Annotated in this window: 27 protein-coding genes; 14 read left to right on the top strand and 13 right to left on the bottom strand. The window is 73.3% G+C overall.

Annotation, left to right across the window (positions count from 1 at the left end; translation table 11 throughout):
* The first annotated feature begins 109 nt into the window (after positions 1-109).
* From AB7J25_RS15675 to AB7J25_RS15665, 3 genes are read left to right on the top strand one after another with little or no spacing between them, the layout of a single operon-like run.
* Positions 110-418 (top strand): hypothetical protein, encoded by a 309-nt coding sequence (locus AB7J25_RS15675; protein WP_428509605.1) that lies wholly within the window; start codon positions 110-112, stop codon positions 416-418.
* A gap of 2 nt (positions 419-420) precedes the next feature.
* Entirely contained in the window at positions 421-1,833 is a 1,413-nt protein-coding gene (locus AB7J25_RS15670; RefSeq protein WP_428509603.1) for a hypothetical protein, read from the top strand.
* A 34-nt stretch (positions 1,834-1,867) separates the two neighbouring features.
* The gene (locus AB7J25_RS15665; protein WP_428509601.1) at positions 1,868-3,298 is read left to right on the top strand and encodes a GuaB1 family IMP dehydrogenase-related protein; all 1,431 of its coding nucleotides are present in this window, start codon (positions 1,868-1,870) and stop codon (positions 3,296-3,298) included.
* A gap of 75 nt (positions 3,299-3,373) precedes the next feature.
* On the opposite strand, the gene AB7J25_RS15660 is transcribed toward AB7J25_RS15665, so the two are convergent.
* Together AB7J25_RS15660 and AB7J25_RS15655 are read right to left on the bottom strand one after the other, a co-directional pair.
* Positions 3,374-4,660, bottom strand: a complete 1,287-nt coding sequence (locus AB7J25_RS15660; protein WP_428509599.1) for a PhoH family protein — start codon at positions 4,658-4,660, stop codon at positions 3,374-3,376.
* A 382-nt stretch (positions 4,661-5,042) separates the two neighbouring features.
* Positions 5,043-6,338 carry a DUF885 domain-containing protein gene (locus AB7J25_RS15655; RefSeq protein ID WP_428509597.1) on the bottom strand — a complete coding sequence of 432 codons (1,296 nt, stop codon included), beginning with the start codon at positions 6,336-6,338 and terminating at the stop codon, positions 5,043-5,045.
* Positions 6,339-6,655: 317 nt separating this feature from the next.
* Here AB7J25_RS15655 and AB7J25_RS15650 point away from each other — a divergent pair, with 317 nt between their 5' ends.
* The 7 genes from AB7J25_RS15650 to AB7J25_RS15620 all read left to right on the top strand — a co-directional run bounded on the left by AB7J25_RS15650 (position 6,656) and on the right by AB7J25_RS15620 (position 10,326).
* A complete protein-coding gene (locus AB7J25_RS15650; RefSeq protein WP_428509595.1) occupies positions 6,656-7,015 on the top strand; it encodes a hypothetical protein in 360 nt (119 codons plus the stop codon).
* Positions 7,016-7,284: 269 nt separating this feature from the next.
* Positions 7,285-7,578 (top strand): hypothetical protein, encoded by a 294-nt coding sequence (locus AB7J25_RS15645; protein WP_428509593.1) that lies wholly within the window; start codon positions 7,285-7,287, stop codon positions 7,576-7,578.
* A 46-nt stretch (positions 7,579-7,624) separates the two neighbouring features.
* Positions 7,625-7,921, top strand: coding sequence for a hypothetical protein (locus AB7J25_RS15640; RefSeq protein ID WP_428509591.1), 297 nt, complete (start codon positions 7,625-7,627; stop codon positions 7,919-7,921).
* A gap of 25 nt (positions 7,922-7,946) precedes the next feature.
* Positions 7,947-8,294, top strand: coding sequence for a hypothetical protein (locus AB7J25_RS15635; RefSeq protein ID WP_428509589.1), 348 nt, complete (start codon positions 7,947-7,949; stop codon positions 8,292-8,294).
* A gap of 243 nt (positions 8,295-8,537) precedes the next feature.
* Positions 8,538-8,888 (top strand): hypothetical protein, encoded by a 351-nt coding sequence (locus AB7J25_RS15630; RefSeq protein WP_428509588.1) that lies wholly within the window; start codon positions 8,538-8,540, stop codon positions 8,886-8,888.
* Positions 8,889-9,133: 245 nt separating this feature from the next.
* Entirely contained in the window at positions 9,134-9,505 is a 372-nt protein-coding gene (locus tag AB7J25_RS15625) for a hypothetical protein (protein ID WP_428509586.1), read from the top strand.
* Positions 9,506-9,687: 182 nt separating this feature from the next.
* Entirely contained in the window at positions 9,688-10,326 is a 639-nt protein-coding gene (locus AB7J25_RS15620; protein WP_428509584.1) for a hypothetical protein, read from the top strand.
* 68 nt (positions 10,327-10,394) lie between these two features.
* Here AB7J25_RS15620 and AB7J25_RS15615 read toward each other — a convergent pair whose 3' ends face one another.
* The 3 genes from AB7J25_RS15615 to AB7J25_RS15605 form a co-directional block, all read right to left on the bottom strand.
* Entirely contained in the window at positions 10,395-11,165 is a 771-nt protein-coding gene (locus AB7J25_RS15615; protein ID WP_428509647.1) for an isoprenyl transferase, read from the bottom strand.
* Between the two features lie 44 nt (positions 11,166-11,209).
* Entirely contained in the window at positions 11,210-11,812 is a 603-nt protein-coding gene (locus AB7J25_RS15610) for a hypothetical protein (RefSeq protein ID WP_428509582.1), read from the bottom strand.
* A gap of 85 nt (positions 11,813-11,897) precedes the next feature.
* Positions 11,898-12,167, bottom strand: a complete 270-nt coding sequence (locus AB7J25_RS15605; RefSeq protein ID WP_428509580.1) for a hypothetical protein — start codon at positions 12,165-12,167, stop codon at positions 11,898-11,900.
* 88 nt (positions 12,168-12,255) lie between these two features.
* Between AB7J25_RS15605 and AB7J25_RS15600 the strand changes: the two genes are divergently transcribed.
* Positions 12,256-13,812 carry a 5-oxoprolinase/urea amidolyase family protein gene (locus tag AB7J25_RS15600; RefSeq protein WP_428509578.1) on the top strand — a complete coding sequence of 519 codons (1,557 nt, stop codon included), beginning with the start codon at positions 12,256-12,258 and terminating at the stop codon, positions 13,810-13,812.
* Between the two features lie 7 nt (positions 13,813-13,819).
* Here AB7J25_RS15600 and mca read toward each other — a convergent pair whose 3' ends face one another.
* Complete coding sequence (gene mca, locus AB7J25_RS15595) at positions 13,820-14,758, bottom strand: mycothiol conjugate amidase Mca (protein WP_428509576.1); 939 nt, start codon at positions 14,756-14,758, stop codon at positions 13,820-13,822.
* A gap of 411 nt (positions 14,759-15,169) precedes the next feature.
* Here mca and greA point away from each other — a divergent pair, with 411 nt between their 5' ends.
* On the top strand, positions 15,170-15,661 hold the full coding sequence (greA, locus tag AB7J25_RS15590; RefSeq protein ID WP_428509645.1) for a transcription elongation factor GreA: 492 nt from the start codon (positions 15,170-15,172) through the stop codon (positions 15,659-15,661).
* Positions 15,662-15,673: 12 nt separating this feature from the next.
* Here greA and ilvA read toward each other — a convergent pair whose 3' ends face one another.
* Positions 15,674-16,918 (bottom strand): threonine ammonia-lyase, encoded by a 1,245-nt coding sequence (gene ilvA, locus AB7J25_RS15585; RefSeq protein ID WP_428509574.1) that lies wholly within the window; start codon positions 16,916-16,918, stop codon positions 15,674-15,676.
* Positions 16,919-16,995: 77 nt separating this feature from the next.
* Here ilvA and AB7J25_RS15580 point away from each other — a divergent pair, with 77 nt between their 5' ends.
* The gene (locus AB7J25_RS15580) at positions 16,996-17,217 is read left to right on the top strand and encodes a hypothetical protein (protein ID WP_428509572.1); all 222 of its coding nucleotides are present in this window, start codon (positions 16,996-16,998) and stop codon (positions 17,215-17,217) included.
* 599 nt (positions 17,218-17,816) lie between these two features.
* Here the strand turns inward: AB7J25_RS15580 and AB7J25_RS15575 are convergent.
* Positions 17,817-18,965, bottom strand: a complete 1,149-nt coding sequence (locus AB7J25_RS15575) for a cystathionine gamma-synthase (protein WP_428509570.1) — start codon at positions 18,963-18,965, stop codon at positions 17,817-17,819.
* A gap of 298 nt (positions 18,966-19,263) precedes the next feature.
* Positions 19,264-20,631, bottom strand: a complete 1,368-nt coding sequence (locus AB7J25_RS15570; RefSeq protein WP_428509568.1) for a cystathionine beta-synthase — start codon at positions 20,629-20,631, stop codon at positions 19,264-19,266.
* An 82-nt stretch (positions 20,632-20,713) separates the two neighbouring features.
* Between AB7J25_RS15570 and AB7J25_RS15565 the strand changes: the two genes are divergently transcribed.
* Positions 20,714-21,178, top strand: a complete 465-nt coding sequence (locus AB7J25_RS15565) for a PGPGW domain-containing protein (RefSeq protein ID WP_428509566.1) — start codon at positions 20,714-20,716, stop codon at positions 21,176-21,178.
* Between the two features lie 54 nt (positions 21,179-21,232).
* On the opposite strand, the gene AB7J25_RS15560 is transcribed toward AB7J25_RS15565, so the two are convergent.
* The 4 genes from AB7J25_RS15560 to AB7J25_RS15545 all read right to left on the bottom strand — a co-directional run.
* Positions 21,233-21,793 (bottom strand): RNA polymerase sigma factor, encoded by a 561-nt coding sequence (locus AB7J25_RS15560; protein WP_428509564.1) that lies wholly within the window; start codon positions 21,791-21,793, stop codon positions 21,233-21,235.
* An 80-nt stretch (positions 21,794-21,873) separates the two neighbouring features.
* Positions 21,874-23,976 carry an adenylate/guanylate cyclase domain-containing protein gene (locus AB7J25_RS15555; RefSeq protein ID WP_428509563.1) on the bottom strand — a complete coding sequence of 701 codons (2,103 nt, stop codon included), beginning with the start codon at positions 23,974-23,976 and terminating at the stop codon, positions 21,874-21,876.
* Positions 23,973-24,647, bottom strand: coding sequence for a Crp/Fnr family transcriptional regulator (locus AB7J25_RS15550; RefSeq protein WP_428509561.1), 675 nt, complete (start codon positions 24,645-24,647; stop codon positions 23,973-23,975). The genes AB7J25_RS15555 and AB7J25_RS15550 overlap by 4 nt, the downstream gene beginning before the upstream one ends.
* A 95-nt stretch (positions 24,648-24,742) precedes the next feature.
* A partial coding sequence (locus AB7J25_RS15545) for a hypothetical protein (protein ID WP_428509559.1) occupies positions 24,743-25,354 on the bottom strand: 612 nt, incomplete at its 5' end.

Below are 25,354 nucleotides of genomic sequence, written 5' to 3'. Positions count from 1 at the left end.
CGCACACCGCCGTGATGCCCGAGGTACTGGTCAGCCGGGACGACCGCTACCTGCTCGTGGCGGCACCGAGCGCGGCGAGGTCTTCTGGTGGCCCCCGGGTGCCTACTGGGTGCAGGCGGGCACGTGCGATCTCACCACCACCGATCCGGCGGACTGGATCCGCACCACGCTGGCCGAGCAGATCCGGGTCCCGGTGACGGGCGTCGCCCTGCGCGGGGTGTCGCTCGTGGACGTCGACCACGCGCCGGTGCTCACCTACGAGGCGACCAGCGAGGGCGAGCCCCGCCCGAACCCCGAGTGCGGGTTCGACCGGGCCGAGTTCTTCGCGCCCGCCGAGATGCCCGCGCGGCTAGGCCGCGACGAGGTCCACGGGCGGTGGCTGCGCACGCTGCTCGGCGCCGAGCACCGCCAGGGCTGAGGGTGGCCGCGCCCGCGCCGGGCAAGCTCGCGCGCTTCGTGCGCTCCCCGTGGTTCAGCCTGCTCGTCGGCGTCGTGGTGGGCGTGCTGTGGCTGGTCGTGGAGGAGTACGTCCTCGGCCGGGACGAGTCGACGGGCGCCAAGGTCGTGAGCGCCACGGTGTCGGCGCTCGTCGGGGCTCTCGCGACGCTGCTCGTGCAGCTCTACGGCCAGCTGGAGAACGTCGTCGGCCGGTTCGACCGCCTCGAGACGCTGGTGACCGAGCTGCAGTCCGGGGTGGAGGACTTCCACCGCCTCGAGGAACGCCTCCTGCCCAGCCTCTACGTGAGCCCCGGGATGAAGGGGTTGCACGCCGAGCTGCTCGCCTGGCGCGCGCACATCGACACCGGCAACGGGCACCGCGCGTCGCCGCTGGAGCGCCACGCGTGGGCCGCGCTCGCCGACGCCTACTTCCGGGGCGAGTCCGAGCGGATCCAGAGCAAGACGTTCAAGACGACATCGGACCAGTACACGACGCTCGTGAACGAGGTGACGCAGACCCTCGCCGGCACGTTCGCCGGGCAGGACGGCGGGCGCGACCGCGTGCGGCTGATCCGCGTGCACCTGACGGGGATGCTGCCCGAGGAGTTCTACAACGGACCCCAGATCGAGTACAGCCGCCGCGGGTCGGAACCGCTGTTCTTCAGCCACCGGTGGGAGGACTACCCGGTCCTGTACGGCGACGAGTACCGGGCGGACCCGAGCACGCGCATCCGCCGCCACATCGTCGTGCGCCAGCCGGACTTCCAGCGGCCCGAGCTGAGCGCGCTCTCCACGCTCCCCGACCTGCGGGCGCAGGCCCGCCTCGTGATCGGTGGCGAGGACGTGCGGCTGCTGATCAACGACGTCGAGCGGGAGCATCCCGCCGTCCTGCGCAGGCTGCTGCGCTGGAGCCCGCTGCCGCCCGGATCGGCGAAGGCCCAGCTCGACGACGTGATCCGGACCGTCCACGGGTTCGACCGCTACGGCTACTGGCCGATCGCCGAGCACGACGCGGTCGACGAGGCCGACCCGCGCCAGTCCTGGATGCCGCTGCTGGACTTCTTCGCACGCCACTACCACGGCGACTCCGTCGACGACGCCGTCTGGTTCGCGCTCGACGAGCGCGGCTGGGCCACCTGCGCTGGCGACGAGCAGCTGCAGGCGTGCTTCAGTGCCGGATGGACGCCGGAGGTCGCGCTCTTCGGGTCCGAGCACGAGGACGGGCCGTTCTGGTACTTCGGCATCCTCGGCCTGTGGCGGCCGTTCACCCGCGACATGCAGCTACGGTTCCTCACCGGTCCGGAGACGGCCCGCCTGCACGGATCGGTGAACCGGATGCGGGCCCGCTGCCGGGCGAACGGCACGATCCGCACGCTCACCGCCGTCACCGCATAGGGTCCGCGGAGCGTCCGCGTACAGTCACTGTTCCGTGCGCTTCCTCGACGGCCACTCACCGCAGGCCGATCTCACCTACGACGACGTCTTCCTCGTGCCGTCCCGCTCGGCCGTGGCGTCCCGCTTCGACGTCGATCTCCGCACCCCGGACGGCTCGGGCGCCACCGTGCCGGTGGTGGCGGCGAACATGACCTCGGTGGCCGGGCGGCGGATGGCCGAGACGCTGGCACGCCGGGGCGCGCTCACGGTGCTGCCGCAGGACGTCGCGCCGGAGGCGGTGGCGGAGATCGTCGCCTGGATCAAGTCGCGCCACCCCGTCTGGGACACCCCGCTCACGCTGCACATCGGCGACGCGGTGGCGGACGCGTTGAACCTGCTGCCCAAGCGGGCGCACGGTGCCGTGGTCGTGGTCGACGACGAGGGCCGCCCGGTGGGCACGGTGGACGAGGCGCGCTGCCACGGGGTGGACCGGTTCACCCGGCTCGCGGACGTCCTGGACCCGCATCCGGTCGTCCTGCCACTGACCACCCCGCCGCGGGAGGTGTTCGAGTCGATCAGCGGCATGCAGGTCGCGCTCGGCCTGGACGCCGACGGCCGGCTCGCAGGGCTGCTCACCGCGCTGGGGGCGCTGCGGGCGGGCATCTACACGCCGACGGTGGACCGCGGCGGTCGGCTGCGCACGGCGGCGGCGATCGGGATCAACGGCGACGTCGAGGCCAAGGCGTCCGCGCTGCTCGCGGCGGGCGTGGACGTGCTCGTGGTGGACACGGCACACGGCCACCAGCAGAAGATGATCGACGCGCTGCGCGCGGTGGCGAAGGCGGTGGCGGGCGCCGTACCGGTCGCGGCGGGCAACGTCGTGACCGCGGCGGGCGTGCACGACCTCGCGGCGGCCGGCGCGGACATCGTCAAGGTGGGCGTAGGGCCGGGTGCCATGTGCACCACGCGGATGATGACGGGCGTGGGCCGCCCGCAGTTCTCCGCCGTGCTGGAGTGCGCCGAGGCCGGGCGGGAGGCCGGGGTCGCGGTGTGGGCGGACGGCGGGGTGCGCCATCCGCGCGACGTCGCGCTGGCGCTGGCGGCGGGGGCGGCCAACGTGATGATCGGGTCGTGGCTCGCCGGCACGTACGAGTCGCCGGGCGACCTGCTGCGCGACGAGGCCGGGCGTGCCTACAAGGAGTCGTTCGGGATGGCGTCGAAACGGGCGGTGGGCGCGCGCACCCGCGGCGAGTCGCCGTTCGACCGGGCGCGCAAGGCCCTGTTCGAGGAGGGCATCTCCAGCTCGCGCCAACTGCTCGATCCTGCCCGTTCGGGCGTGGAGGACGTGCTGGACAGCATCTGCTCGGGCGTCCGCTCGGCCTGCACCTACGTCGGCGCGGGCACGCTGGCCGAGCTGCACGAGCGCGCCGTCGTCGGCGTGCAGACCGTCGCAGGCTTCACCGAGGGCACCCCGCACGGCCTGTGACCGTCGAGAACGACCTTGCGCTGATCAACAGGGGCTCGAGACCTGCACGACGTCGTTCTCGACGGCGTTCCACGGTCAGGTGTTGGGGCCCTCCAGCATCTCGGTGACCAGCGCCGCGATCGGCGAACGCTCGGAACGGGTGAGCGTGACGTGGGCGAAGAGCGGATGCCCCTTCAGCTTCTCGATCACCGCGGCAACCCCGTCGTGGCGGCCGACGCGCAGGTTGTCGCGCTGCGCGACGTCGTGGGTGAGCACCACGCGCGACGCGGTGCCCAGCCGCGAGAGCACCGTCAGCAGCACGTTGCGCTCCAGGGACTGCGCCTCGTCCACGATCACGAACGAGTCGTGCAGCGAGCGGCCACGGATGTGCGTGAGCGGCAGGACCTCCAGCATCCCGCGGGCGAGGACCTCGTCCAGCGTGCTCTGGCTGACGAGCGCCCCGAGGGTGTCGAACACGGCCTGCGCCCAGGGCGCCATCTTCTCGGTCTCGCTGCCGGGCAGGTAGCCGAGCTCCTGGCCGCCGACGGCGTAGAGCGGGCGGAACACCACGACCTTGCGGTGCTGCTGTCGCTCCAGCACGGCCTCCAGGCCGGCGCAGAGGGCGAGCGCGGACTTCCCCGTCCCGGCCCGCCCGCCCAGCGACACGATCCCGACGTCCGGGTCCAGCAGCAGGTCCAGGGCGATGCGCTGCTCCGCTGAGCGCCCGTGCAGGCCGAAAGCCTCCCGGTCCCCGCGGACGAGCCGGATGCGCTTGTCCGCCGTCACCCGCCCGAGCGCGGCGGACGGGCCGAGCAGCCGCAGACCGGTGTTGCAGGGCAGCTCGCGCGCGGCGTCGTGCTCGATGGCCCCCTCCCGGAAGAGGGTGTCGACCTCCTCCGCGGTCACCTCGACGTCCGACATGCCCGTCCAGCCCGACGGGACGACGTCCAGCGCGTGGTACTCGTCGGCCGTCAACCCGACGGCGGCCGCCTTCACCCGCAGCGGCATGTCCTTCGTGACCAGCACGACGTCTCCACGACCGTCGGCGGAGCGCTCGGCGGCGAGGTTCAGCGCGCAGGCGAGGATCCGGCTGTCGTTGGAGTCAGTGCGGAACCCGGCGGGCAGGACCTCCGGGTCGGTGTGGTTGAGCTCGACGTGCAGCGTCCCGCCGAGCTCGCCGATCGGGACGGGTGCGTCGAGCCGGCCGTGCTTGATGCGCAGCTCATCGAGCTGCCGGAGCGCCGTGCGGGCGAACCAGCCCAGCTCCGGATGGTGCCTCTTGCCTTCCAGCTCGGAGATGACCACCAGCGGCAGGACGACCTCGTGCTCGTCGAACCGGGTCAGCGACCAGGGGTCCGACAGCAGGACGGAGGTGTCGAGCACGAAGCAACGAACGGTGGTGCCATCCGGAACTCGGTCGCTGAGGAGATTGTGCGACCTCGCAAGCTCGGTCAACGAAGACGCTCCCTTGCAGGCGCGGCACCGCGCCCACGTGTCGGCGGGCCGGCCGGCCCTGGAGCTGACGTGCCCGACAGCTGTTGACGCGCCGCCGACCACGCCCGCGAGGGCCGGGTGCCGGCCCCCTCGGGTGCAACTGACACCACGACCAGGGCCTCCCCGGACAATGCGCATCGGATACGCACCGTCGAGAGAAACGCTACCGGCGGTCACCCGGGTGCGGTCAACAGCACAGCGGGCATCTTGCGCCGGGTCGACGTTAATTTCGGGTGCACGAAGCGACCGTTCATCGCGCTAAGGCATCCGGTCAGCTGGCTCTGAACAGCGCGGGGCGCGCGTCCGGCGATCGCGCCGGTCGCTCCGCGCGAGGGCTCCTGCCCAGCTCGCGCGGCAGGAGCGGCTCGTCGAGCAGCCGCAGATAGCGGTCCACGGGAGATCCGGTGCCACGTAACCAACCGTTCACCAGGGGCGGACCCTGGACGTGTGTCACGACGTGCCCGCGCCACAGCGGTGAACCCAGCCCCTCGACGATCCGGGTGGCCTCGCCGCGGGTGAGCGGAAGCCAGCGCAGGAGGTGGTCACGGGCGGCGGCCGGGCGGGTGACGAAGGGCGACCGGCGATCGTGCAGCAGCAGTGCCGCGTCCTGGCGCACCGCCTGCAGCGGCAGGGCCGCCGCGGCGAGCAGCCGGGCCAGCTCGCCGTCGAAGGGCACACCGCCCGCTGCGGCCGGCACGCCCGCCGCGGCGTCGCGGGCGCCTTCCCCGTACCGGCCCCGGAGGGCGTCGCGCACGACCTCGCCGAGCACGGCGGCTGTCCACATGCCCCAGTCCGGCCCGGCCAGCAGCTCGAACCCGGCGTCGGCCGCCCCCTCGTCGAGCACGGCCCGCGGCCCCCGCACGAGCGTGACGGCGTCCTCGGGGCGCGGCGAGCAGGCCGCCCGACAGGACTGGACGTGATGGCCCGGGTAGGCCTCGTGCGCCACCAGGCCGGGCAGCGCCGACCAGCGCAACCGGGCGCCCGCGTTCAGCGTCACGACCGAGCGGGTGCCGTCCCCGGTGTGCAGCGCTGTCCAGGGCGCGCGGTCGACCAGGCGCCACCTCACCACCTCGCCGGGCGGGAGCGGCCAGGTCACGCGGGTCCGCAACGCCGCCGCGAGTGCCCCCACAGCCGGGAGCAGCAGCGCGCGCGGCACCTCGTCGCGACGCCGGTGCGCCGCCCAGCGGAGCAGGACGGGGCCGCGGCCGGGCAGGAGCTCGCCGATCACCCGGTGCGCCGCGGCGTAGACGTCCGGCTCGCCCGGGTGGATCTCGACGCCGAAGACGGTCGCGACCTCGGCGCGGAACCCGATCTCCTGCCCCGCGAGCCCGCGCGCGGTGCACTCGAGCGCGCGCAGCTGGGCGTCCAGCACCCGGACCCGCCTGCCGGTGCGGCCCGCGAGGCGCGACCGCAGCCGTCCCGCCTCGCCCACGATCGCCGACGCCCTGGGCCGCGGCTGTGCGGCGACCCGATGGCGCAGCTCGGCCGGCACCCGCGCCGTTCCCGGCAGGAGCCGGTCCACGCGGGCGGCGAGAGCCGCGTACTCGGCCGCCGACCCGTCCAACATCGGCCGACCCTAGCGGGCGAAGCGCCGGAATGGGCGATCACGCAGCGCATCCCCGCGGAAGGATATGCGTGCGATCGGGTGATTCGACATCACGGATAGTGAGGATACGGGAGCGATGGCGGTGAATTCTCTCCGCTGGAATCTCGCCCGAAACGACGCGTCACCATCCGTAAAGTAATGTCGCTGCTCTATTAGTGGTAGATCGCTTGGCAGTCAAGTCACCCCATCGATAGCTTTTTCGGCGTCGACGAGGGCTCCCCACCACTCGCCGGCAACGAATGGGACCCCGATCGAGGGTCGGGCTTCCCGGATCACACATGGAGATGAACGTGCTCAAGAAGGCTTCCGTCGTCGTCGCCGTCACCACCGCAGGCCTGCTCGCGGTGAGCCCGCTGGCCTTCGCGGGCAGCCACGGCAAGTCGGGCGACCGGTTCTCGCAGTCCAACAAGATCGACAACTCGAAGAACCGCAGCTCCAGCGGCCTGATCAACGTCGACGCCCTCAACGGCGACATTCTCGGCGGCGGCGTGCTCAACAACGCCAACGTCTGCCCGAACGTCAAGGTCGACGCCATCAAGATCCTCGGCCTGCTGGGCGGCAACGGCAACACCGAGGTGCAGGGCGCCAAGTGCGTGTCCGCGAACGGCAACACCAGCCAGGAGAACGACGAGGACTGATCCACTTCCGGCGCAGCGGCGCCGGACGACACGAGCCGAAACGGCGCCGGGCGGACTCCGCCCGGCGCCGTTTCGCGCGTGTGCCGCGTCCGTTGAAGGGCTGTGACGGATCCCTCGCCCGTCGCACGGCAGGGTGATCTCCACCGATGGTCCCGCGACCTGCGCGGGCACCGTTCGTTGGTCGGGCAAGTCGGCGCAGGTCCCACGCCGCCGGCCACGTCACGGGCCGACCTTCGCGGTCGGCTCTGCCGAACACATGGAGATGCACTGTGCTGAAGAAGGCTGGAGTCGCGGTGGCCGTGGCTGCCGTCGGGGTGCTGGCGCTCGCCCCGTTCGCCCTCGCGGACACCGACCAGGACACCTGGCAGTCCTCGACCCAGGGTGAGGGCGAGGCGAACGGGAAGAACCTGCTCAGCGGGCTCGACGAGCAGCTGGTCTGCAACGAGAACCTCGACATCCCGTCGCCGACCCCCGGCGACCAGCTCGAGCAGGGCGGTGGCGCCTGCGAGCACAGCGGCACGCAGGTCGACCAGGTCGAGACGCAGAAGAAGTGGGAGCACTGACGCTCCGCCCGCGGACGTCACTCGAGGGACAACAGGAGACGGAACAGTGCTGAAGAAGATCATCGTCGTCGCGGCCGTCGTGGCCGCGGGAGCGCTCACCGCGGGCTCGCTCGCGTTCGCGGACACCGACCAGGACAAGCACCAGGTCAGCCATGAGGGCAACGGCATCGGCGAGGGCAACAACAAGGTCGAGGGCAACTCCGAGAACCCCGACACGCTGCTGTGCAACCTCGGTCTCGCGGTCCACGACTCGCCGAACGAGGGGCTCAACGCCGCGGACCCGTGCGAGAGCACCGGCGAGGCGTACGGCCAGAAGACCGAGCAGTACCACTCGAACGACTGACCTTCCCACCGACAGGAGAACCACAGTGCTGAAGAAGGTCGGGACGGTCGCGGCCGTCGCCACCGCCGCTCTGCTCGCCCTGAGCCCGCTCGCCTTCGCGGGCGGGGTCGACGTGGTCGACCAGGAGATCGAGCAGGAGTCGGCCCAGGGCAACGGCATCCTCAACGGCAACAACCTGATCTCGGGCAACGCCGTCCAGCTCTGCGGCGTGAACATCGCCGCCCTCAACGGCGTCCTCGTGCAGGTCCCGGTCGGCTCGGTGGACGAGGCGTCGGGGAGCTCCGCCACCGCGCAGGGGGCCGGAGCCTGCAGCAACGCCGGCACCGCGGTCGGCCAGAGCACCACCCAGGGTGCCTGGAACGACAACGACTGAGCACGACCGAGCACGACCGAGCACCGAACGGGGCGCCGGACCGCGGTCCGGCGCCCCGTTCGTGCGTCCGGGACCAGGCACGGTCCACCGCGCGCCACCGGATCGGGTGATCCGGGTAAAGGGACCGGAACGGGCCCCCGAAGCCGTCGTTGATCCGGGCAGTCGGCTCGGGCTCCCCAATCCCAGTGCCGACACACGAGGGGGTCGGTCCCGGTCGACTCCGGATCACATCAGGAGAAAACAGTGCTGAAGAAGGCTGGAACGGTCGTGGCTGTCGCCACCGCCGGTCTGCTCGCCCTGAGCCCGCTCGCGTTCGCCGGTGGCAACGTCGACGTCACCGACCAGGAGAACGAGCAGGAGTCGGCCCAGGGCAACGGCATCCTCAACGGCAACAACCTGGTCTCGGGCAACGCCGTCCAGGTCTGCGGCGTGAACGTGGCCGCCCTCAACGGCATCCTCGTGCAGGTCCCGATCGTCGGTGCCGCGCTGGCCGAGGCCACCTCCACCACCGCGCAGGGCGGCGGCGACTGCAGCAACGCCGGCACCGCGGTGGGCCAGAGCACCACCCAGGACGCCGAGAACGACAACGACTGATCTCGTCGTACTCCGGGAAAGGGCGTCGGGCATCGGTCCGGCGCCCTTTCCCGTGTTCGCGGCTTCATCGCCGTCGCCCGAACGGGATCCGATGGTCCACTATCGGGTGACATTCTTGAGCCGGCACATCGGAATGCGGGAAAGGCTCGTTGAACCCGTCAGTCGGCGACGGCTCCCCGCTGTGAGCGTCGACGCTGTGTGGCACCGGCCCCGGTCGGTCCGGATCACTCAACAGGAGAAGAACTGTGCTGAAGAAGGCTGGAACCATCGCCGCCCTGGCCACCGCCGGTCTGCTCGCCGTCAGCCCGCTGGCGTTCGCCGGGGACCGCGGTCACGGCCACGGCAACGTCGACGTCACCGACCAGGAGAACGAGCAGGAGTCGGCCCAGGGCAACGGCATCCTCAACGGCAACAACGTCCTCTCGGGCAACGCCGTCCAGGTCTGCAACGTCAACCTCGCCGCCGTCAACGGCGTGCTCGCCCAGATCCCGCTGCTGTTCAGCATCGCCGGTGCGTCCGCGGACTCCGCCACCGCGCAGGGCAGCGGCGACTGCGCCAACGCCGGCACCGCGGTCGGCCAGAGCACCACCCAGGACGCCGAGAACGACAACGACTGACCTCGTCCTGCCGTGCGGGAGCGCCGGGCCACCCTCGGGTGCCCGGCGCTCTGCTCTGACGGCCCCGTAGCCGCCTCGTCCGGGTGACGTTGGCGGCGCGGGACAACCCCGGTCCGAGCCACCTCGTTGACCCGGGCAGAGACAGAACCGGGAATCCCACTCGGGGAAGGAACACCACACTCATGACCACGGCCAGGCAGGCGCTGCGCGCCACCGTCGCCCTCAGCGGGATGGCGGCCCTCGGCGCCGGCGCCACGGCGCCGGCGTTCGCGGCTGAGACCACCGAGACCACGACCCCCAACGTCGACATCGCGCAGCTCGTCGAGTTCAACAAGCTCCACACGGCCGGAGTCGACGGTTTCACCACCGACAGCTTCGTGCCGGCGGAGACGCTCGCCGCCGACGTGGGCAAGGCGCTCGAGGCCCACCGGGCCAGCCGCACCGCCGCGGGCCCGACCGACCCGATCAGCTCGATCGGCCAGATGCCCGGGTTCGCCTTCGAGCTCCCTCCGACCACGTTCGGCACCGCGGGCGAGCAGCAGTTCGACCAGGCGGGCCTGACGCCGATGATGATGCCGGTCATGGAGCACGCGCTCCCGGCCGTCACGGGCGGGCAGCGCGTCAGCACCGCCGGTGCCTCTGACCAGGGCTCGGTGGTCGGGCAGGACAACGGCCTCCCCGGCCCCGTCAACGGCCCGGCGAACCAGGTCGCTGGCCCGGTGCTGGGCGGCGTGCTGCCGGCGGCGGGCGATGCCTTCGGCACGCTCTCCGACAGCACCACCAACGACGACACGACCAGCAACCACGAGGTGCAGGTCTGACCTCACGCTCGGCACCACGGCCCCCCGCTCCGGCGGGGGGCCGTCGCGCGTCAGGGGCCGGTCCGGGCTCAGGAGCCGAACCTTCGATGGCGCGCGGAGTAGTCCCGCAACGCCCGCAGGAAGTCGACCTTGCGGAACTCCGGCCAGTACGCCTCGCAGAACCAGAACTCCGAGTGCGCGGACTGCCACAGCAGGAAACCCGACAACCGCTGCTCCCCCGACGTCCGGATCACCAAGTCCGGATCCGGCTGGCCGGAGGTGTAGAGGTTCGCGGCGATGTGGTCGACGTCGAGGACCTCGGCGAGCTCCTCGATCGTCGTCCCTGCCTCCGCGTGCTGCAGCAGCAGCTTGCGCACCGCGTCCGCGATCTCCTGGCGGCCGCCGTAGCAGACCGCGACGTTGAGCTCCAGCCCCGGACGGCCCACCGTGCGCTCGGCCGCCGCCGAGAGCCGTTCGGCGATCGGCGCCGGCAGCCGGTCCAGCGCCCCCACGACCCGCAGGCGCCAGCGCGCGTCCGGACCGCTGAGGTCGTCCACGACGTCCGCGATGATCTCCAGCAGCGGCCCGAGCTCCTCGGCCGGACGGCTGAGGTTGTCGGTGGACAGCAGGAACAGCGTGACGACCTCGACATGCGCCTCCTCGCACCAGTCGAGGAGGTCCGCGATCCTGGCCGCGCCGACGCGGTGGCCGTCGTTGACGTCGACGAAACCGGCGTCACGCGCCCACCGCCTGTTGCCGTCGAGCATGACGGCGATGTGGCGGGGCCGCTGGGCCGGCTCGACGCGGGCCAGCTCGCGGCTCAGGTTCCGCTCGTAGACGGAGTAGAGCAGGTCACGCACGCCCACGTCGGGTGAGCCTACGCGGGCGATCCACCCCGCGGGGGTCAGCCCGTCGGGCCTTTGGCGCGCAGCTCGTCGACCTTCGCCATGGCCGCGCGGAGCTCACCCAGCCAGTCGTCGGCGTGCTGGCCGACCAGCCGCACCGCCCAGGCCAGCGCGTCCGAGCGGGACCGGGCCACGCCCGCGTCCACGAGCGTGTCCAGCACGATCCGCTCCGGCTGGCGCAGGCGCGTCATCACCGGCACCGACGCGACCGTGAACAGCTCCACCGAGTCACCGATCCGGGCTCCCCACGCGACCTTGCGGCCGTAGCGGTGCTCGGCCTGGCGTGCGATCTCGATGCGCTCCTCGCGGGTCTGCTCCCGGAACCGCGAGATCCGGCCCGCCTCGGCGGCGGCCCGCTCCGCGCGGCCCGACTCGTCGTCGGTGTAGTCCCCGTCCGGCGCCGCGAGCTCTCCCACCACGACGATCTCCTCGCGGTCGATCGTCACGTCGGGGGCATCGGTGAACCAGCCGTCGGGCAGCCGGCCGTGCAGCCAGGCCGCCGCGTCATCGCACGGCGGCAGGTCCGCCTGCTGCCAGCCACCCCGTCCCGGCCCGCGCCTCCCGCCAGGACCGCGCCATCCGCCGTGTACCCGTCCGACCATCGTCGCCACCTCCCGGCTTCGGTGATTACGACGTTACACGCTTACCGCGGGCAGGGGTATCCCGAAGGACGACCGGGCAGGGGAGCTACGGGCGCCGGTCCGGGGCCTCGTCGGCACGCTCGTCGGCGGGCTCGTCGAAGCTCTGCGGCAGGCGCTTGATCCGCTTCGTCATGTTGCGGATCAGCAACACCGTCGCGAGCCCCAGCAGGATGACGACGACGAGCCCGATCGGCGAGGCCTTGCCGAACTCCTCGCCCCGGCCGGGCGGCGGCTGCTGGCTCTGGACGGGCACGGCGACCAGCGCGACGGTGACGACCGGCTGCGCGCCGTCGAGGTCGATCAGCGGTGCGGTCACGGCGACGACGATACGCGCAGGTCATCGCGCGAGTCGTCGCGGGCGGCCCTACGCTTCGGACCGGTCCGCGGAACGGAGGAGGCGGCCGATGCGCGTGCTGCCGTGCGGGGACGGCGCGCTGCTCGTGGAGCTCGGCGGGTTGCCCGAGGTGTGGGCGCTCGCCGCCGCCGTGCGCGGCGCCGCGCTCCCCGGAGTGGTCGACGTCGTCCCCGCCGCGCGCACAGTGCTCGTCGTCGCGGTCCCCGGCACCGATCTGGACCGCCTGCGCGGCGCGCTGCTCGACCTGCCTGTGGACGCGGCGGCCGAGGCCGAACAGGAGCCCGTCCAGATCCCCGTCGTCTACGACGGCCCCGACCTCGACGAGGTCGGCCGGCTCACCGGCCTGGGCGCGGACGGCGTCGTGTCTGCCCACACCGCAATGCCGTGGCGGGTCGGGTTCGGCGGGTTCGCCCCCGGGTTCGCCTATCTCACCGGCGGCGACGAGCGGCTGCGCGTGGCCCGCCGCGACGAACCGCGCACCGCCGTCCCTGCGGGGTCTGTCGGGCTCGCCGGCGAGTTCAGCGGGGTCTACCCGCGCACCTCGCCCGGGGGGTGGCAGCTCATCGGGCGCACCGGCGTCACACTGTGGGACGCGGGACGCGACCCGCCCGCGCTGCTGCAGCCGGGTGCAGCGGTGACGTTCGTCCGGGTCGAGCCAGGCGCTGCGGACCCCGGCCGGGACCGGGCCACGACGCGCGTCCCGGCGCACGCAGAGCCCGGCGGCAGGTGCCTGGAGGTCGTGGCCACCGCGGGGCGGGCACTCGTGCAGGATCTCGGCCGCCCGGGCCACGCCGCCGCGGGCGTCGGATGTTCCGGCGCGGCGGACCGGGCCGCGCTGCGCCTGGCGAACCGGATGCTCGCGAACCCCGAGGACACCGCCGCCATCGAGGTCACCTGGGGCGGGCTCACCCTGCGCGGCGGCCCACTGCTGCGCGCGCCGCTCACCGTCGCGCTCACCGGTGCCCCCACGACCGCGGAGGTGGACGGGGCACCGGTCGGCCACCACGCGCTCCTCACGCTGCGCGCCGGGCAGGAGCTGCGGATCGGACCGCCGTCGACCGGTGTGCGCAGCTACGTCGGGGTGCGCGGGGGGATCGCCGTCCCGGCGGTGCTCGGCTCGCGCAGCACGGACACGCTCTCGGGGCTCGGTCCAGCGGCGCTGCGCGCGGGCGACGTGCTGCCGGTCGGCCCGGAACCGAACACCGTGCCGCACGTCGACGTCGCCCCCGTGGCGACGCCCCCCGGCGGCGTGCTCACGCTGCGCGCCGTGCGCGGTCCCCGGCTGGACCGGCTCGTCGACGCCGCGGCGCTGGTACGTACGGAATGGACGGTGTCCGACCGCAGCGACCGCATCGGCATCCGGCTCACCGGCGCCCGGCTCGAACGGACGGACAGCGACGAGCTGCCCAGCGAGGGGCTCGTGCCCGGCGCGGTGCAGGTGCCGCCGGGTGGCGAGCCGGTGCTGTTCCTCGCCGACGCCCCCGTGACCGGCGGCTACCCCGTGGTGGCCGTGCTGCTGCGCGCCGACGTCGACCGGGCCGCCCAGGCCCGCCCGGGCCAGCGGGTGCGACTGCGCCTGGTGGACTCGCCGTGGCGGCGCGCCTGAGCCGGGCTCAGCCCGCCCGGCGCACCTCCGCCGCTACGGGCGCCCGCAGGCCGGCGAACAGGTCGTCCTCCGGCGTCGGTGCATCGACGTGGCTCACGACCAGCTCGTAGTCCTCCGTCGGCCACACCTCGCGCTGCAGCTCCGGCGGCACCACGAACCACCGGCTCGTCGGATCGACCTGCGTGGCATGCGCCTTCAGCGCCTCGTCGCGCACCGGGAACCAGTCCGCGCACTCGACCCGGGTGGTGACCCGGGTGCCGGGATCGGGCCGGTCCGTCGACCAGTTCGCCAGCCACTCCCCGTACGGCGACTCGAGGCCGCGCGCGGTGAGGGCGGTGTGGAACGCCTCCAGCCGCGCGCGGGAGAAGCCGTGGGAGTAGTAGAGCTTGAGCGCCTGCCACGGCGGCCCGGCCTCGGGGAAACGCGCCGGATCGGCTGCCGCCGCGAACGCCGCGACGGAGATCTCGTGGCAGCGGATGTGGTCGGGGTGCGGGTAGCCGCCGTTCTCGTCGTAGGTGACGACGACGTGCGGGCGGAACTCGCGGATCAGCGCGACGAGCGGCGCGGTGGCCTCCTCCAGGTCGACGAGCGCGAAGCACCCCACCGGCAGCGGCGGCAGCGGGTCGCCCTCCGGCAGCCCCGAATCGACGAAACCCAGCCAGCGGTGCCGCACGCCGAGGATCTCGGCGGCGCGGGCCATCTCCTCGCGACGGATCGCCGTCATGTTCTCCAGCACCTCCGGCCGGTTCATCGCCGGGTTGAGGATGCTGCCGGCCTCGCCGCCGGTGCACGTCACGACCAGGACCTCGTGGCCCTCCGCGACGTAGCGGGCGCACGTGGCGGCGCCCTTGCTCGACTCGTCGTCAGGGTGCGCGTGCACGGTCATGAGCCGCAGCGGGCCGTCGGCGGCGCGCCCGGGACGGTGGCCGTTCGGTGAAGCGGACATGGTGTGGGTTCGCGTCCTTCCAGGGATGGAACGGATAGGCCGAATCATCACAGGGAGCACCGACGATTCGCGTCTGGTGGGACAACGCAGGCGGGGCGCGCCGGCTTCCCGCCTGCCGCGTCCCGTCCTGCGACGAACGGTCGTCTCGCCGCGCGCGCCGCGCCTCCAGGCGGGGAAACCGCATTCGATCATGCTTCTGACCTGCGTCGATGGCGGCCCGGGAACTTCCGAGGCGGCATCGCCGTTCGTCGAAAGGAGCGCGACGAACGGCAGCACCCGTGTTACCGTGAACCGACACGGCCCGCAGGCGGGTCGTGTTTTTCCTTACTCGGGGGCAGCAGGGGCAGCCGTCTCGAGGAGGACCGTCCGCGTGCGGCGGGCGATACCCGGACAGCAGGAGGAGCGATGACGGTGACGGACACCCAGGTGACCTGGCTGACCCAGGAGGCGCACGACCGGCTGAAGAGCGAGCTGGACGCCCTCATCGCCAACCGCCCCGTCATCGCCGCCGAGATCAACGCCCGCCGCGAGGAGGGCGATCTCAAGGAGAACGGCGGCTACCACGCCGCCCGCGAGGAACAGGGTCAGCAGGAGGCCCGGATCCGCCAGCTGCAGGAGCTGCTGCGCACGGCGCAGGTCGGCACCGCCCCGACCAGCAGCGACACCGCCGCCCCCGGCATGGTGATCACGGTCAGCTACGACGAGGACCCGGACGACTCCGAGACGATGCTGCTCGGCTCCCGCGAGGAAGGCGCCCACGGCGACCTCCAGGTCATCTCGCCGAACTCCCCGCTGGGCGCGGCGATCCTCGGTGCCCGCGTCGGCGAGACGCGCGAGTACCAGCTGCCCAACGGCGGCAGCATGAAGGTCACGCTGACGAAGGCGGAGCCCTTCACCGACTGATCGCACGCGCGGTCACGGGCGGGGTTCGCCCGTGACGGCGTGCCCGGCCTCGCGCAGGGTCGCCATCAGCTCGGCGCAGTGCTCGGGGCCGCGGGTCTCCAGCCGCAGCGCCACCTCCACGTCGCCCAGCGGCAGCGCCGTGGAGATGCGGGAATGGTCGACGTCGAGGACGTTCGCGCCCCGCGAACCGATGAGGGCGAGCAGCTCCGCGAGCGCCCCGGGACGGTCGTCCACCCGCACCCGCAGGGACAGATAGCGCGACGCGGCGGCCATGCCGTGCTGGATGACGTGCAGCAGGACGAGCGGGTCGATGTTGCCGCCGGAGAGCACCGCGACCACCGGCGTCGGCCAGCGACGCGGCTCGCGCATCAGCGCGGCGACCGTGGCCGCCCCCGCAGGCTCCACCACCAGCTTCGCTCGCTCCAACAGGTGCACCAGCGCGCGGGAAAGCTCGTCCTCCCCGACCGTGACGAGATCGTCCACCAGGGCCGCGACCTGCGGATACGTGACGTCGCCCGGGCGGCCGACGGCGATGCCGTCGGCGATCGTGCGCATCCGCGGGAGCTCCCGCGGCGCACCAGCGGCCAGCGACGGCGGCCACGCCGCCGCGCCCGCGGCCTGCACCCCGGCCACCGTGACGTCCGGTCGCAGGCCCTTGACCGCCGCGGCCACCCCGCCGAGCAGCCCGCCGCCGCCCGTGGCGACGACCACCGTGCGCACGTCCGGCACCTGCTCGACGATCTCGCAGCCGACCGTGCCCTGCCCGGCGATGACGTCCGGGTGGTCGAACGGGTGGACGAGCACGGCGCCCGTCCGCTCCGCGAACTCCACCGCCGCGGCGATGCTCTGCTCGATCGTGGCGCCGACGAGGTGGACGTCGGCGCCGTAGCTGCGGGTTGCGTCGATCTTCGGCAGGGCCGCACCCTCCGGCATGAACACCGCGGCCCGGATCCCGAGGAGCTGCGCGGCCAGCGCGACCCCCTGCGCGTGGTTGCCCGCGCTCGCCGCCACCACCCCGCGCGCACGCTCCCGCTCGTCCAGCCTGCGCAGCCGCGTGTACGCCCCGCGGATCTTGAACGACCCCGTCCGCTGCAGGTTCTCGCACTTCAGCAGGACCGGCCCGCCCGCCAGCTCCGACAGCGCCCGCGCACCCGCCACCGGGGTCGTCGTCACCACCCCGGCCAGCAGCTCGCGAGCCGCCTGCACCTGCCCGAGGCCGACCGGTGGACGAGGAGTTCCCGCACGATCGAGGCCCATCCCGGCATCCTCGCACCAGTGGCAGGTAGCCTCGGACGGGAGCGGTACGTCGGGCCGCTCGGGCGGGTGGAGGTCGGATGACGCGCGTGCGGGCCCTGGCCCCGGTGCTGCTCGCCGGTGCGCTCACGGTGGTCGCGGTGCTGACGGTGCGCCACGCCGGCTGCGAGGAGCCCGGCCGCTACGAGCTGCGCGGCGGTTCGTACGAGCTGGTCGGGGGCTGTCTCGAGCCGGGCGACCTGGTCGTCCACGAACCGGCGTCGAACTCGCCCACCGAGCTGACCCGGCCCGCCAGGGGGTGACGGGGGCTCGGGCGGTTCGCGGCTGACGGGCCCAGGCGGCCCAGGTCCTCGCAGGACCCGACCCCACCTCGCAGAGGCCCGCACAGGCCTCGCAGGGTTCCGACACGCCTCGCAGACCGCCTCGCAGGGTTCCGACACGCCTCGCAGGGGCCGCAGCATCTGCGAGGCGTGGGCAGGCTCTGCGAGGCACGGGCAGCGTCAGCGAGGCGTGTGCAGTGGTCTGCGAGGCACGGCCCCGACCGGCGACGTCGCCATCGCGCACGCGGCGAGCCGCCCATGGACCCCCCGGGCCCGCAGCTGGACCGGTCGCCCCGGGTCCCGACCGCCCCGCGGGCGGCCCGCCCAGCCCATGGCTGACCGACCACCCATGGCTGGCCGACCGCACATAGCTGACCGACCGCATATGGCTGACCCGCCCACCCGACGTCCTCGCAGAACCCGACCCCACCTCGCAGAGGCCCGCAGACCGCCTCGCAGGGTTCCGACACGCCTCGCAGGGCCCGCAGCCCCTGCGAGGCGTGCGTCAGGTATGCGAGGCGCGCATCAGATCATCTTCGAGGCCCGCCGGGATCTGCACGGTGCACACCGAGGCCGCGAGATCAGTCGGCGACGGCGTCCAGCGCAGTGCGCAGATCCTCGACGAGATCCTCGACGTCCTCGATCCCCACCGAGAGCCGCACCAGCGCGTCCGGCACCTCCAACGCCGAGCCGGCGACGGACATGTGCGTCATGGCGCCCGGGTGCTCGATGAGCGACTCCACGCCACCCAGGGACTCGGCGAGGATGAACAGCTGCGTCCCCGCGCACACCCGCAGGGCCGCCTCACGACCCCCACGGACCATGAACGACACCATGCCCCCGAAGCGGCGCATCTGTTTGGCCGCCACCTCGTGGCCCGGGTGTTCCGGCAAGCCCGGGTAGAGCACCTGCTCGACAGCCGGGTGCCGGGCGAGCAGCTCGGCGATCCGCTCGGCGTTGTCGCAGTGGCGCTCCATCCGCACGGCGAGCGTCTTCACGCCCCGCAGCGTCAGCCAGGCGTCGAACGGGCCGGGTACCGACCCGGTGGCGTTCTGGGCGAAGGTGAGCCGCTCGGCCAGCTCGGCATCGCCGGTCACCAGTGCGCCGCCCACGACGTCGGAGTGCCCGCCGACGTACTTCGTCGTCGAGTGCAGGACGACGTCCGCGCCGAGCGCGAGCGGCTGCTGCAGGTACGGCGAGGCGAACGTGTTGTCCACGACGAGCCGGGCCCCGCCGCCGTGGGCGATCTCGGCGACGGCCGTGATGTCGGCGATCCCGAGCAGCGGGTTCGTCGGAGTCTCACACCACACGACGCTCGTTTCCGGGCGCATGGCTGCGCGCAGCGCCGCGACGTCGGCGAGGTCCACCGGCGTGTACTCGACGCCCCACGGCACCAGCACCTTGTCGACCAGCCGGAATGTGCCGCCGTACGCGTCGTGCGGGAGGACGACGTGGTCGCCGGGGCGCAGCAGGGTGCGCAGCAGCACGTCGCTCGCGCCCATGCCCGAACCGAACGCGAGCGCGTGTCGGCCGCCCTCCAGCGCGGCGAGACACTCCTGCAGCGCCGTACGCGTGGGGTTCGCACTGCGGGAGTACTCGTAGCCACCGCGGGTGCCGCCGACCCCGTCCTGAGCGAACGTCGACGTCGCGTGGATGGGGACGATCACCGCGCCCGTGGTGGGGTCGGGCTCCTGGCCGGCGTGGATGGCGCGCGTGGAGAAGCCGTGCATGCCCAGACGCTACCCACCCCGTCGTGGCACGCCGCCGGCCGGACCCGCGAGTTGCGCATCTCATCCGCCCGAGTTGCGCATCTCATCAGCCCGCCGCGCCGCCCGGATCGCACACTCGCACCGATGGAATGCGCAACTCGCGGGCGCAGAACGCGCAACTCGCGGGCGCAGAACGCGCAACTCGCGGGCGCAGAACGCGCAACTCGCCGCCGCAGAACGCGCAACTCGCCGCCGCGGAACGCGCAACTCGCGGGGGTCAGATGCGCAACTCGCGGGGGCGAGATGCGCAACTCGCGGGTCAGGAGCCGCTCAGGAACGCCAGCACGTCCGACCGTGTCACCACGCCCGCCGGCTTGCCGTCCACCAGCACGAGCGCGGCGTCGGCCCGGGCGAACGCCGCCATGGCGTGCTCCAGCGCCTCCCCCGCGCCGATCGTCGGCAGCGGGTCCGACATGTGCTGGTCGAGCCGGTCCGTGAGCTGAGCCCGCCCGGTGAACAGCGCTTCCAGCAGGTCGCGCTCCACGACAGCGCCCGCCACCTCAGCCGCCATCACCGGCGGCTCGGCCCGCACGACGGGCATCTGCGACACCCCGTACTCGCGCAGGTAGTGCACGGCGTCCGCGACCGTCTCGTTCGGGTGCGCGTGCACGAGATCGGGGATGGCGCCGTCCTTGCGGCGCAGCACGTCCCCGACGGTCGCGCCCTCGACGGGGGGCAGGAACCCGTAGGCGGCCATCCACGCGTCGTTGAAGACCTTGCCGAGGTAGCCGCGCCCGCCGTCAGGCAGCAGCACCACGACGACGGCGTCCGCGGGCAGCTCCGCCGCCACCCGCAGTGCCGCCACCACCGCCATGCCGCAGGAGCCGCCGACGAGCAGTCCCTCCTCGCGGGCCAGGCGCCGTGTCATGTGGAACGAGTCGCCGTCGGAGACCGCGACGATCGCGTCGCAGACGTCCTTGTCGTAGGTGGCGGGCCAGAAGTCCTCGCCGACGCCCTCCACCAGGTACGGCCGCCCGGTGCCGCCGCTGTAGACCGACCCCTCGGGGTCCGCGCCGATCACCTTCACCCGCCCGCCGGAGACCTCCTTCAGGTAGCGGCCCACCCCGGAGATGGTGCCGCCGGTGCCGATGCCCGCGACGAAGTGCGTGACCCGCCCGTCGGTCTGCTCCCAGATCTCCGGGCCGGTGGTGGCGTAGTGCGACGCGGGGTTGGCGGGGTTCGCGTACTGGTTGGGCTTCCAGCCACCCGGGGTCTCGCGCGCGAGGCGGTCCGACACGGAGTAGTAGGAGTCCGGGTGGTCCGGCTCGACCGCCGTCGGGCAGACGACGACCTCTGCCCCGTACGCCTTGAGGACGTTGCGCTTGTCCTCGCTCACCTTGTCCGGGCAGACGAAGACGCACCGGTAGCCGCGCCGCTGGGCGAGGATCGCCAGGCCGATGCCGGTGTTGCCGGAGGTGGGCTCGACGATGGTGCCGCCGGGCCGCAGTGCGCCGGAGGCCTCCGCGGCCTCGATCATCCGCAGGGCGATGCGGTCCTTCACGCTGCCGCCCGGGTTGAAGTACTCCACCTTCGCGAGCACCGGTGCGGCGATGCCCTCGGCCACGGCGCCGAGCCGTACCAGCGGCGTGTTCCCGATCAGGTCGGCGACGTGCTCCGCGTAGCGCATGGGCCCATCGTCGCACCGCACCCACGCAGCCGTTCGCAGCACGTTCGAACTCCGGCCACCGCCGTTCGGCACACTGGACGCCATGGAGCCGCCCCGGACCGAGGAGCACCACCATCACCTTGCCGAGCGCCTCGCGGCCCGGCCGGGCCTGGTCAAGCAGCTGTCGTTCGGGTTGGCCGGTGGCCTGATCCTGATCGTGGGGATCGCGCTGCTCGTCCTGCCGGGCCCGGGACTGCTGCTCATCCTGGGCGGGCTGCTGCTGCTCGCCGAGGCGTTCCCGGCGGTGGAGCGCTACGTCGACCCGGTCGCCGAGCGCGCGATGCAGGCCGCGGAGGAGAGCGTGGCCTCACCGATCCGCGTCGCCGGATCGGTCCTCGCCGGTCTGTGCCTGATCGGGGCCGGGATCGCGTGGGGGCTGCGGGTGTTCCCCTGGCTGCCGCTACCCGGCTGGAGCACCGGGTCCAGCCTGATCATCTCCGGGATCATCCTGTTCGCGCTGCTCGGCTACAGCATCCGGCGCTTCCGCAAGCACCACCCCACCCACTGACCCCACCGCTGCGACGGCCGATTCCAGGCCCAGCTCCTGACGGGCGTCGGGTGATCAGGCAGCCTCCAACGCCCCCCGCATGCCGCGCAGCGCGTAGAACACGCGGCTCTTGACCGTCCCGACGGGCACGCCGAGCTCCGCGGCGACGTCGGCGTAGGAGCGGTCGCTCACGACGGTCCGGAGGACTGCACCACGGTGCTCCTCGGAGACGCCGGCGAGGGCGTCGAGCAGGTCCATCCGCAGCAGCGCGGCGTCGATGGGGTTCGCGGAGTCCGCGGCGTCGGCGGGGTCGGCGTCCCAGGCCGTCTGGGGACGGGCCGCGCGGGCGCGGATCATGTCCACGAGGACGTTGCGCAGGATGGTGGTGAGCCAGGCGACCAGCGGAGGCCCGTCGCCCTTGAACGACGCGCAGGCGCGCCAGGCGCGGACGAAGGTCTCTTGGACGGCGTCCTCGGCGTGCTCGCGGTCGCCGAGGCGGCGCGTCGCGATCGCGATCAGCCGCCCCGCGTGCTCGCGGTGAGCGGCGGCGAAACCCTCGTCGGTGCACAGACCGGCGCACCGGCCGGTCGCGGTCTCGCCGGTCCGGTTGCGGGTGTTCGTGCTGGTAGCGGCCATGAGGAAAGCCTCGCGGCGGACGCGGAAATCCCTGATGGACCGCTACCGGCTCCGAACCGGTAATTCGACACACACGACGCTCAGGCGGGGACGGTGCGCTTCCCGAGCCCGGTGAGCCGGAACGCGACGACCCCGCTCGAGCGCCCCTTCACGGTGAGCTCGCCCAGCGGCTCGACGGCGACGTCGTCGGGCAGCAGGGCGCGGGTGGACGCGCCGATGACGACCTCGCCCGGCTGCGCGACCGACTCCAGCCGCGCCGCGACGTTGACGGCGTCGCCCATCGCGTTGAAGTTGCGCAGGGCGGTGCTGCCGATGTTGCCGACGAGGGCGGGGCCGGTGTTGATGCCGACGCGGAACCGCGGCCAGCCGGGGGTGGACGCCGCCAGCTCCTCGACGCCGGCCTGCATGGCGAGCGCCGCGCGGGCGGCGTGGACGGCATGGTCGGCCTGGCGGGCCGGGGCGTTGAACAGCGCCATGATCGCGTCCCCGACGAACTGCACGACCGTGCCGCCCTCGTCGAGGATCCGCGCCGTCGCGATCTCGAAGTAGCGGTTGAGCATCTCGACGATCTGCTCGGGCGTGGAGCGTTCGGAGAACGTGGTGAACCCCCGCAGGTCGGCGAACAGCGCCGTGACCTCGACGACGGCGCCCCCCAGCGCGGCCTGCTCGGGCTCCGCAAGCAGCGCCTTCGCGACGTCCGGGGACATGTACTGGTGGAACAGGCCGTCGATCTGGTGGTAGAGCCGCGCGTTCTCCAGGCCCATGGACAGCTGGGCGGCCAGCGAGGCGTAGAGCGAGCGGTCCCGCTCGCCGAAGCCGCGGGCCTGCCGCGCCAGCAGCACCCCAGCGGGGAGGTCCTTGACGGTGAGCGGGCAGGCGAGAACCTCGGTGTCCAGCTCGACGGCCTCGAGGCTCGCCATGCCGGCCCATGCGCGGCGGGCGATGCGGTCGCCGACCTGCCAGCGCGGGTCGCTCGCGAACTCGTCGGGGAAGTACAGCCGGTTGTCCCGGAGGAGCCCGATGCGGACGGCGTCCCCGACGAAGCCCGACCCGACCCGGTGCACGGCGCGGCGGAGCAGATCCCGCTCGGACAGCCGCACCCGGGACTCGTGCCCGATCGCGACGAGGGTGTCGAGCCGCCCGACCTGCTCGCGCTCGCTGCGCAGCGCCCGCGCCGCCCGGCCCAGCACGGCCGTCTGCCCCTCGGTGAGGCCGAACCGGGCGGCCATGCCGGCGGTGATGAGCCCCATCTCGTTCGGCGAGAGCTCCCCGGCCTCCTCGCGCTGCACCGCTGCGACCAGCGTCTCCAGTGCGGCGCCGTACTCGGCGCGCAGCTGCGTCACCGTCTCCTCGGTGCCGATGCCGTCGAAGAGCCCCGACGCGCCGCCTTCGCGCTGGTAGGTGGCGTACGCGCTGTATCCGACATAGGCGAACGCGATCGCCATCAGCACGTGCCACAGCCACCAGGTGAGGTGCCAGCTCGGGCCGAGGATGACGGCGATCATCGACTCGGCGAGCAGCACGTTCGCGGTGAGGATCGACAGCAGCATCACCGAGCGCCGCCGCCGGTAGAGCTGCCAGAACCGGGCGGCCACGATCGTGTACAGGGCGACCGCGATGATCCCGACGACGATCACCGGGCCGGAGAGCGCCTCCGCGATCGCCGGGTCGCGCAACGGCGCCAGCCCGGCGAGCGACACGGCACCCCACAGCGCGGCGAATGCGAGCAACCCGCCCCGCAGCCACGGGGCGGCCCGCATGACGGCGGCGGCACGGGCAGGCGGGAAGCTCAGCGCGGCGGCCGCGGTGAACAGCGCCCCCAGCAGGAGCCCGACGGGGGTGGCGAGCGCGAAGCCGCCGTTGCGGTAGCCGATCAGTACACCCGGGGTGGCGATCGCGTGCAGGCCGAAGAACAGCGCGGCGGCGAGGAACCCGAGCCCGACCAGCAGCAGCCGCGCGTCCCCGTGGCGGGTCGCCGCGTGTCCGACGAGGATCGCGAGCACCACGTTCACCCCGGCCGCGAGCGCAACGAGCCAGAAGTGCGACGGGTGGTGCTCCCACCGCACGTCCGCCGCCGGGACGGCCAGGAGCAGCCAGAGCGCCGCGAGCGGCAGTGCCAGGTGAAACGTCCACAACGCGAGCCGCGCGGGCAGGCCCGCGCGGCGCGGCACCACGGCCGTCATGCGTTCCCCCTACGACGCAGTGCGGGCAGGTCCAGGACCGTCATCGTGCGCCTGCCGGTGCTCACCAGGCCACGGTCGCGCAGGACGCGCAGCGCCTTGGCCACGGCCTCCCGCGAGGCACCGACCCAACCCGCCAGCTCGTCCTGGGAGAGCGCCACGGTGATCCGCACGCCCTTCTCGTCCGGCTCGCCGAACCGTTCGGCCAGCTCGACGAGGCGACGAGCGACTCGGGAGGCGATGTCGTAGGCGGCGAACTCGATGCGCTTGCGGTCGGCGTCACGCAACCGGGCGACGACCAGCTGCAGCAGCACCGTCGCGGCGGCGGCGTGGGAGCGCAGGAAGTCCACGAACACGGCGGCGGTGAGGACGACCGCCTCGACCGGCTCCAGCGCCGCCACCGACGCCGACCGCGGGCCGCCGTCCACCGCGGACACCTCGCCGAGCAGCGCACCCGGCCCGCGGACCGCGAGCAGGATCTCCTCGCCCTCGTCGGTGAGGGAGAAGACCTTCACCCGCCCGGAGACGAGGAACACGACCGTGCCGGACCGCTCTCCCTCCAGGAACATCGACGCGCCAGCGGGCCACCGGCGCCGTCGGCCGCGTCCGAGCAGGAGGGCCCGCTCCGCCGGGTCGAGGCGGGCCAGGTACTCGTCCGGCTCGAGATCGGCCATGACCGCGGAGCGTAGTGGGCGCGGGCACCGGAGCCATCGCCGTTTCGGGGACCGGACGGGCGTCCGTGCGGCGCAGACCGCGCTCCCGGCTCGGATCACGGAGCCGGGGCGGCGCCGTCACCCGCGGCGGCGTCCGGTGCGCTCTCGGGTGCGACGCCCTGCTGAGCGGCGTCGGGGGCCGGCTGGTCGGCGCCCGCGTCCTGGTCGCCGCCGTTGTTCCCCCCGTTGTTCCCGCCGCCGTCGTTGCCGCCGTTCCCGCCGTTGTTGCCGCCGTTGTTGCCACCGCCGTCGTTACCGTCGTTGTTGTTCCCGCCGTTGTTGTTCCCGCCGTTGTTGCCGCCGTTGTTGTTGCCGCCGTTGCCGCCGTTGCCCGCGGGCGGCGGTGTGCTGGTCGGGGGCGGCGTGGTGGGAGGCGGTGGCGGCGGGGGGGTCGTCGCGGGGGGCGCGGCCGGCGCCGCCGACCGGCGCGGCGACGGCGTCGGGGGCGGCGCAGCGGGCGACGAGGTCACTGCACCCTGGTTGCCCGCCGGGGCCACCGTCGGGGTGGTCGCGACGGCGCTGTTCTGCGCGGCGTAGCGGCTCGCACCGATGATCACGAGCCCGCCGAGCACCGTCAGCACGAGCAGGGCGAGGCCGACGAGGAGCGGCGCGCGGGACGGGCGCGCCGCCTCCGTCGGGAACGCGCGGGCCTGCTTCGGCGGCCGGGC

The organism is Pseudonocardia sp. (genome assembly GCF_050246655.1).
Taxonomy (GTDB): Bacteria; Actinomycetota; Actinomycetes; order Mycobacteriales; family Pseudonocardiaceae; genus Pseudonocardia.
This window is presented reverse-complemented; position numbering and strand designations above follow the sequence as displayed.

Excerpts from the sequence above, each read along its gene's own strand:
- AB7J25_RS15570 (WP_428509568.1), bottom strand. The coding sequence starts at position 20,631 with ATGCGCTACGCGGAGCACGTCGCCGACCTGATCGGGAACACGCCGCTG.
- AB7J25_RS15565 (WP_428509566.1), top strand. The coding sequence starts at position 20,714 with ATGGAGCCGCCCCGGACCGAGGAGCACCACCATCACCTTGCCGAGCGC.
- AB7J25_RS15555 (WP_428509563.1), bottom strand. The coding sequence starts at position 23,976 with ATGACGGCCGTGGTGCCGCGCCGCGCGGGCCTGCCCGCGCGGCTCGCG.
- AB7J25_RS15655 (WP_428509597.1), bottom strand. The coding sequence starts at position 6,338 with ATGTTGGACGGGTCGGCGGCCGAGTACGCGGCTCTCGCCGCCCGCGTG.
- AB7J25_RS15650 (WP_428509595.1), top strand. The coding sequence starts at position 6,656 with ATGGAGATGAACGTGCTCAAGAAGGCTTCCGTCGTCGTCGCCGTCACC.
- AB7J25_RS15580 (WP_428509572.1), top strand. The coding sequence starts at position 16,996 with ATGACGCGCGTGCGGGCCCTGGCCCCGGTGCTGCTCGCCGGTGCGCTC.
- AB7J25_RS15560 (WP_428509564.1), bottom strand. The coding sequence starts at position 21,793 with ATGGCCGCTACCAGCACGAACACCCGCAACCGGACCGGCGAGACCGCG.
- AB7J25_RS15575 (WP_428509570.1), bottom strand. The coding sequence starts at position 18,965 with ATGCACGGCTTCTCCACGCGCGCCATCCACGCCGGCCAGGAGCCCGAC.
- AB7J25_RS15620 (WP_428509584.1), top strand. The coding sequence starts at position 9,688 with ATGACCACGGCCAGGCAGGCGCTGCGCGCCACCGTCGCCCTCAGCGGG.
- mca (WP_428509576.1), bottom strand. The coding sequence starts at position 14,758 with ATGTCCGCTTCACCGAACGGCCACCGTCCCGGGCGCGCCGCCGACGGC.
- AB7J25_RS15600 (WP_428509578.1), top strand. The coding sequence starts at position 12,256 with ATGCGCGTGCTGCCGTGCGGGGACGGCGCGCTGCTCGTGGAGCTCGGC.
- ilvA (WP_428509574.1), bottom strand. The coding sequence starts at position 16,918 with ATGGGCCTCGATCGTGCGGGAACTCCTCGTCCACCGGTCGGCCTCGGG.
- AB7J25_RS15550 (WP_428509561.1), bottom strand. The coding sequence starts at position 24,647 with ATGGCCGATCTCGAGCCGGACGAGTACCTGGCCCGCCTCGACCCGGCG.
- AB7J25_RS15610 (WP_428509582.1), bottom strand. The coding sequence starts at position 11,812 with ATGGTCGGACGGGTACACGGCGGATGGCGCGGTCCTGGCGGGAGGCGC.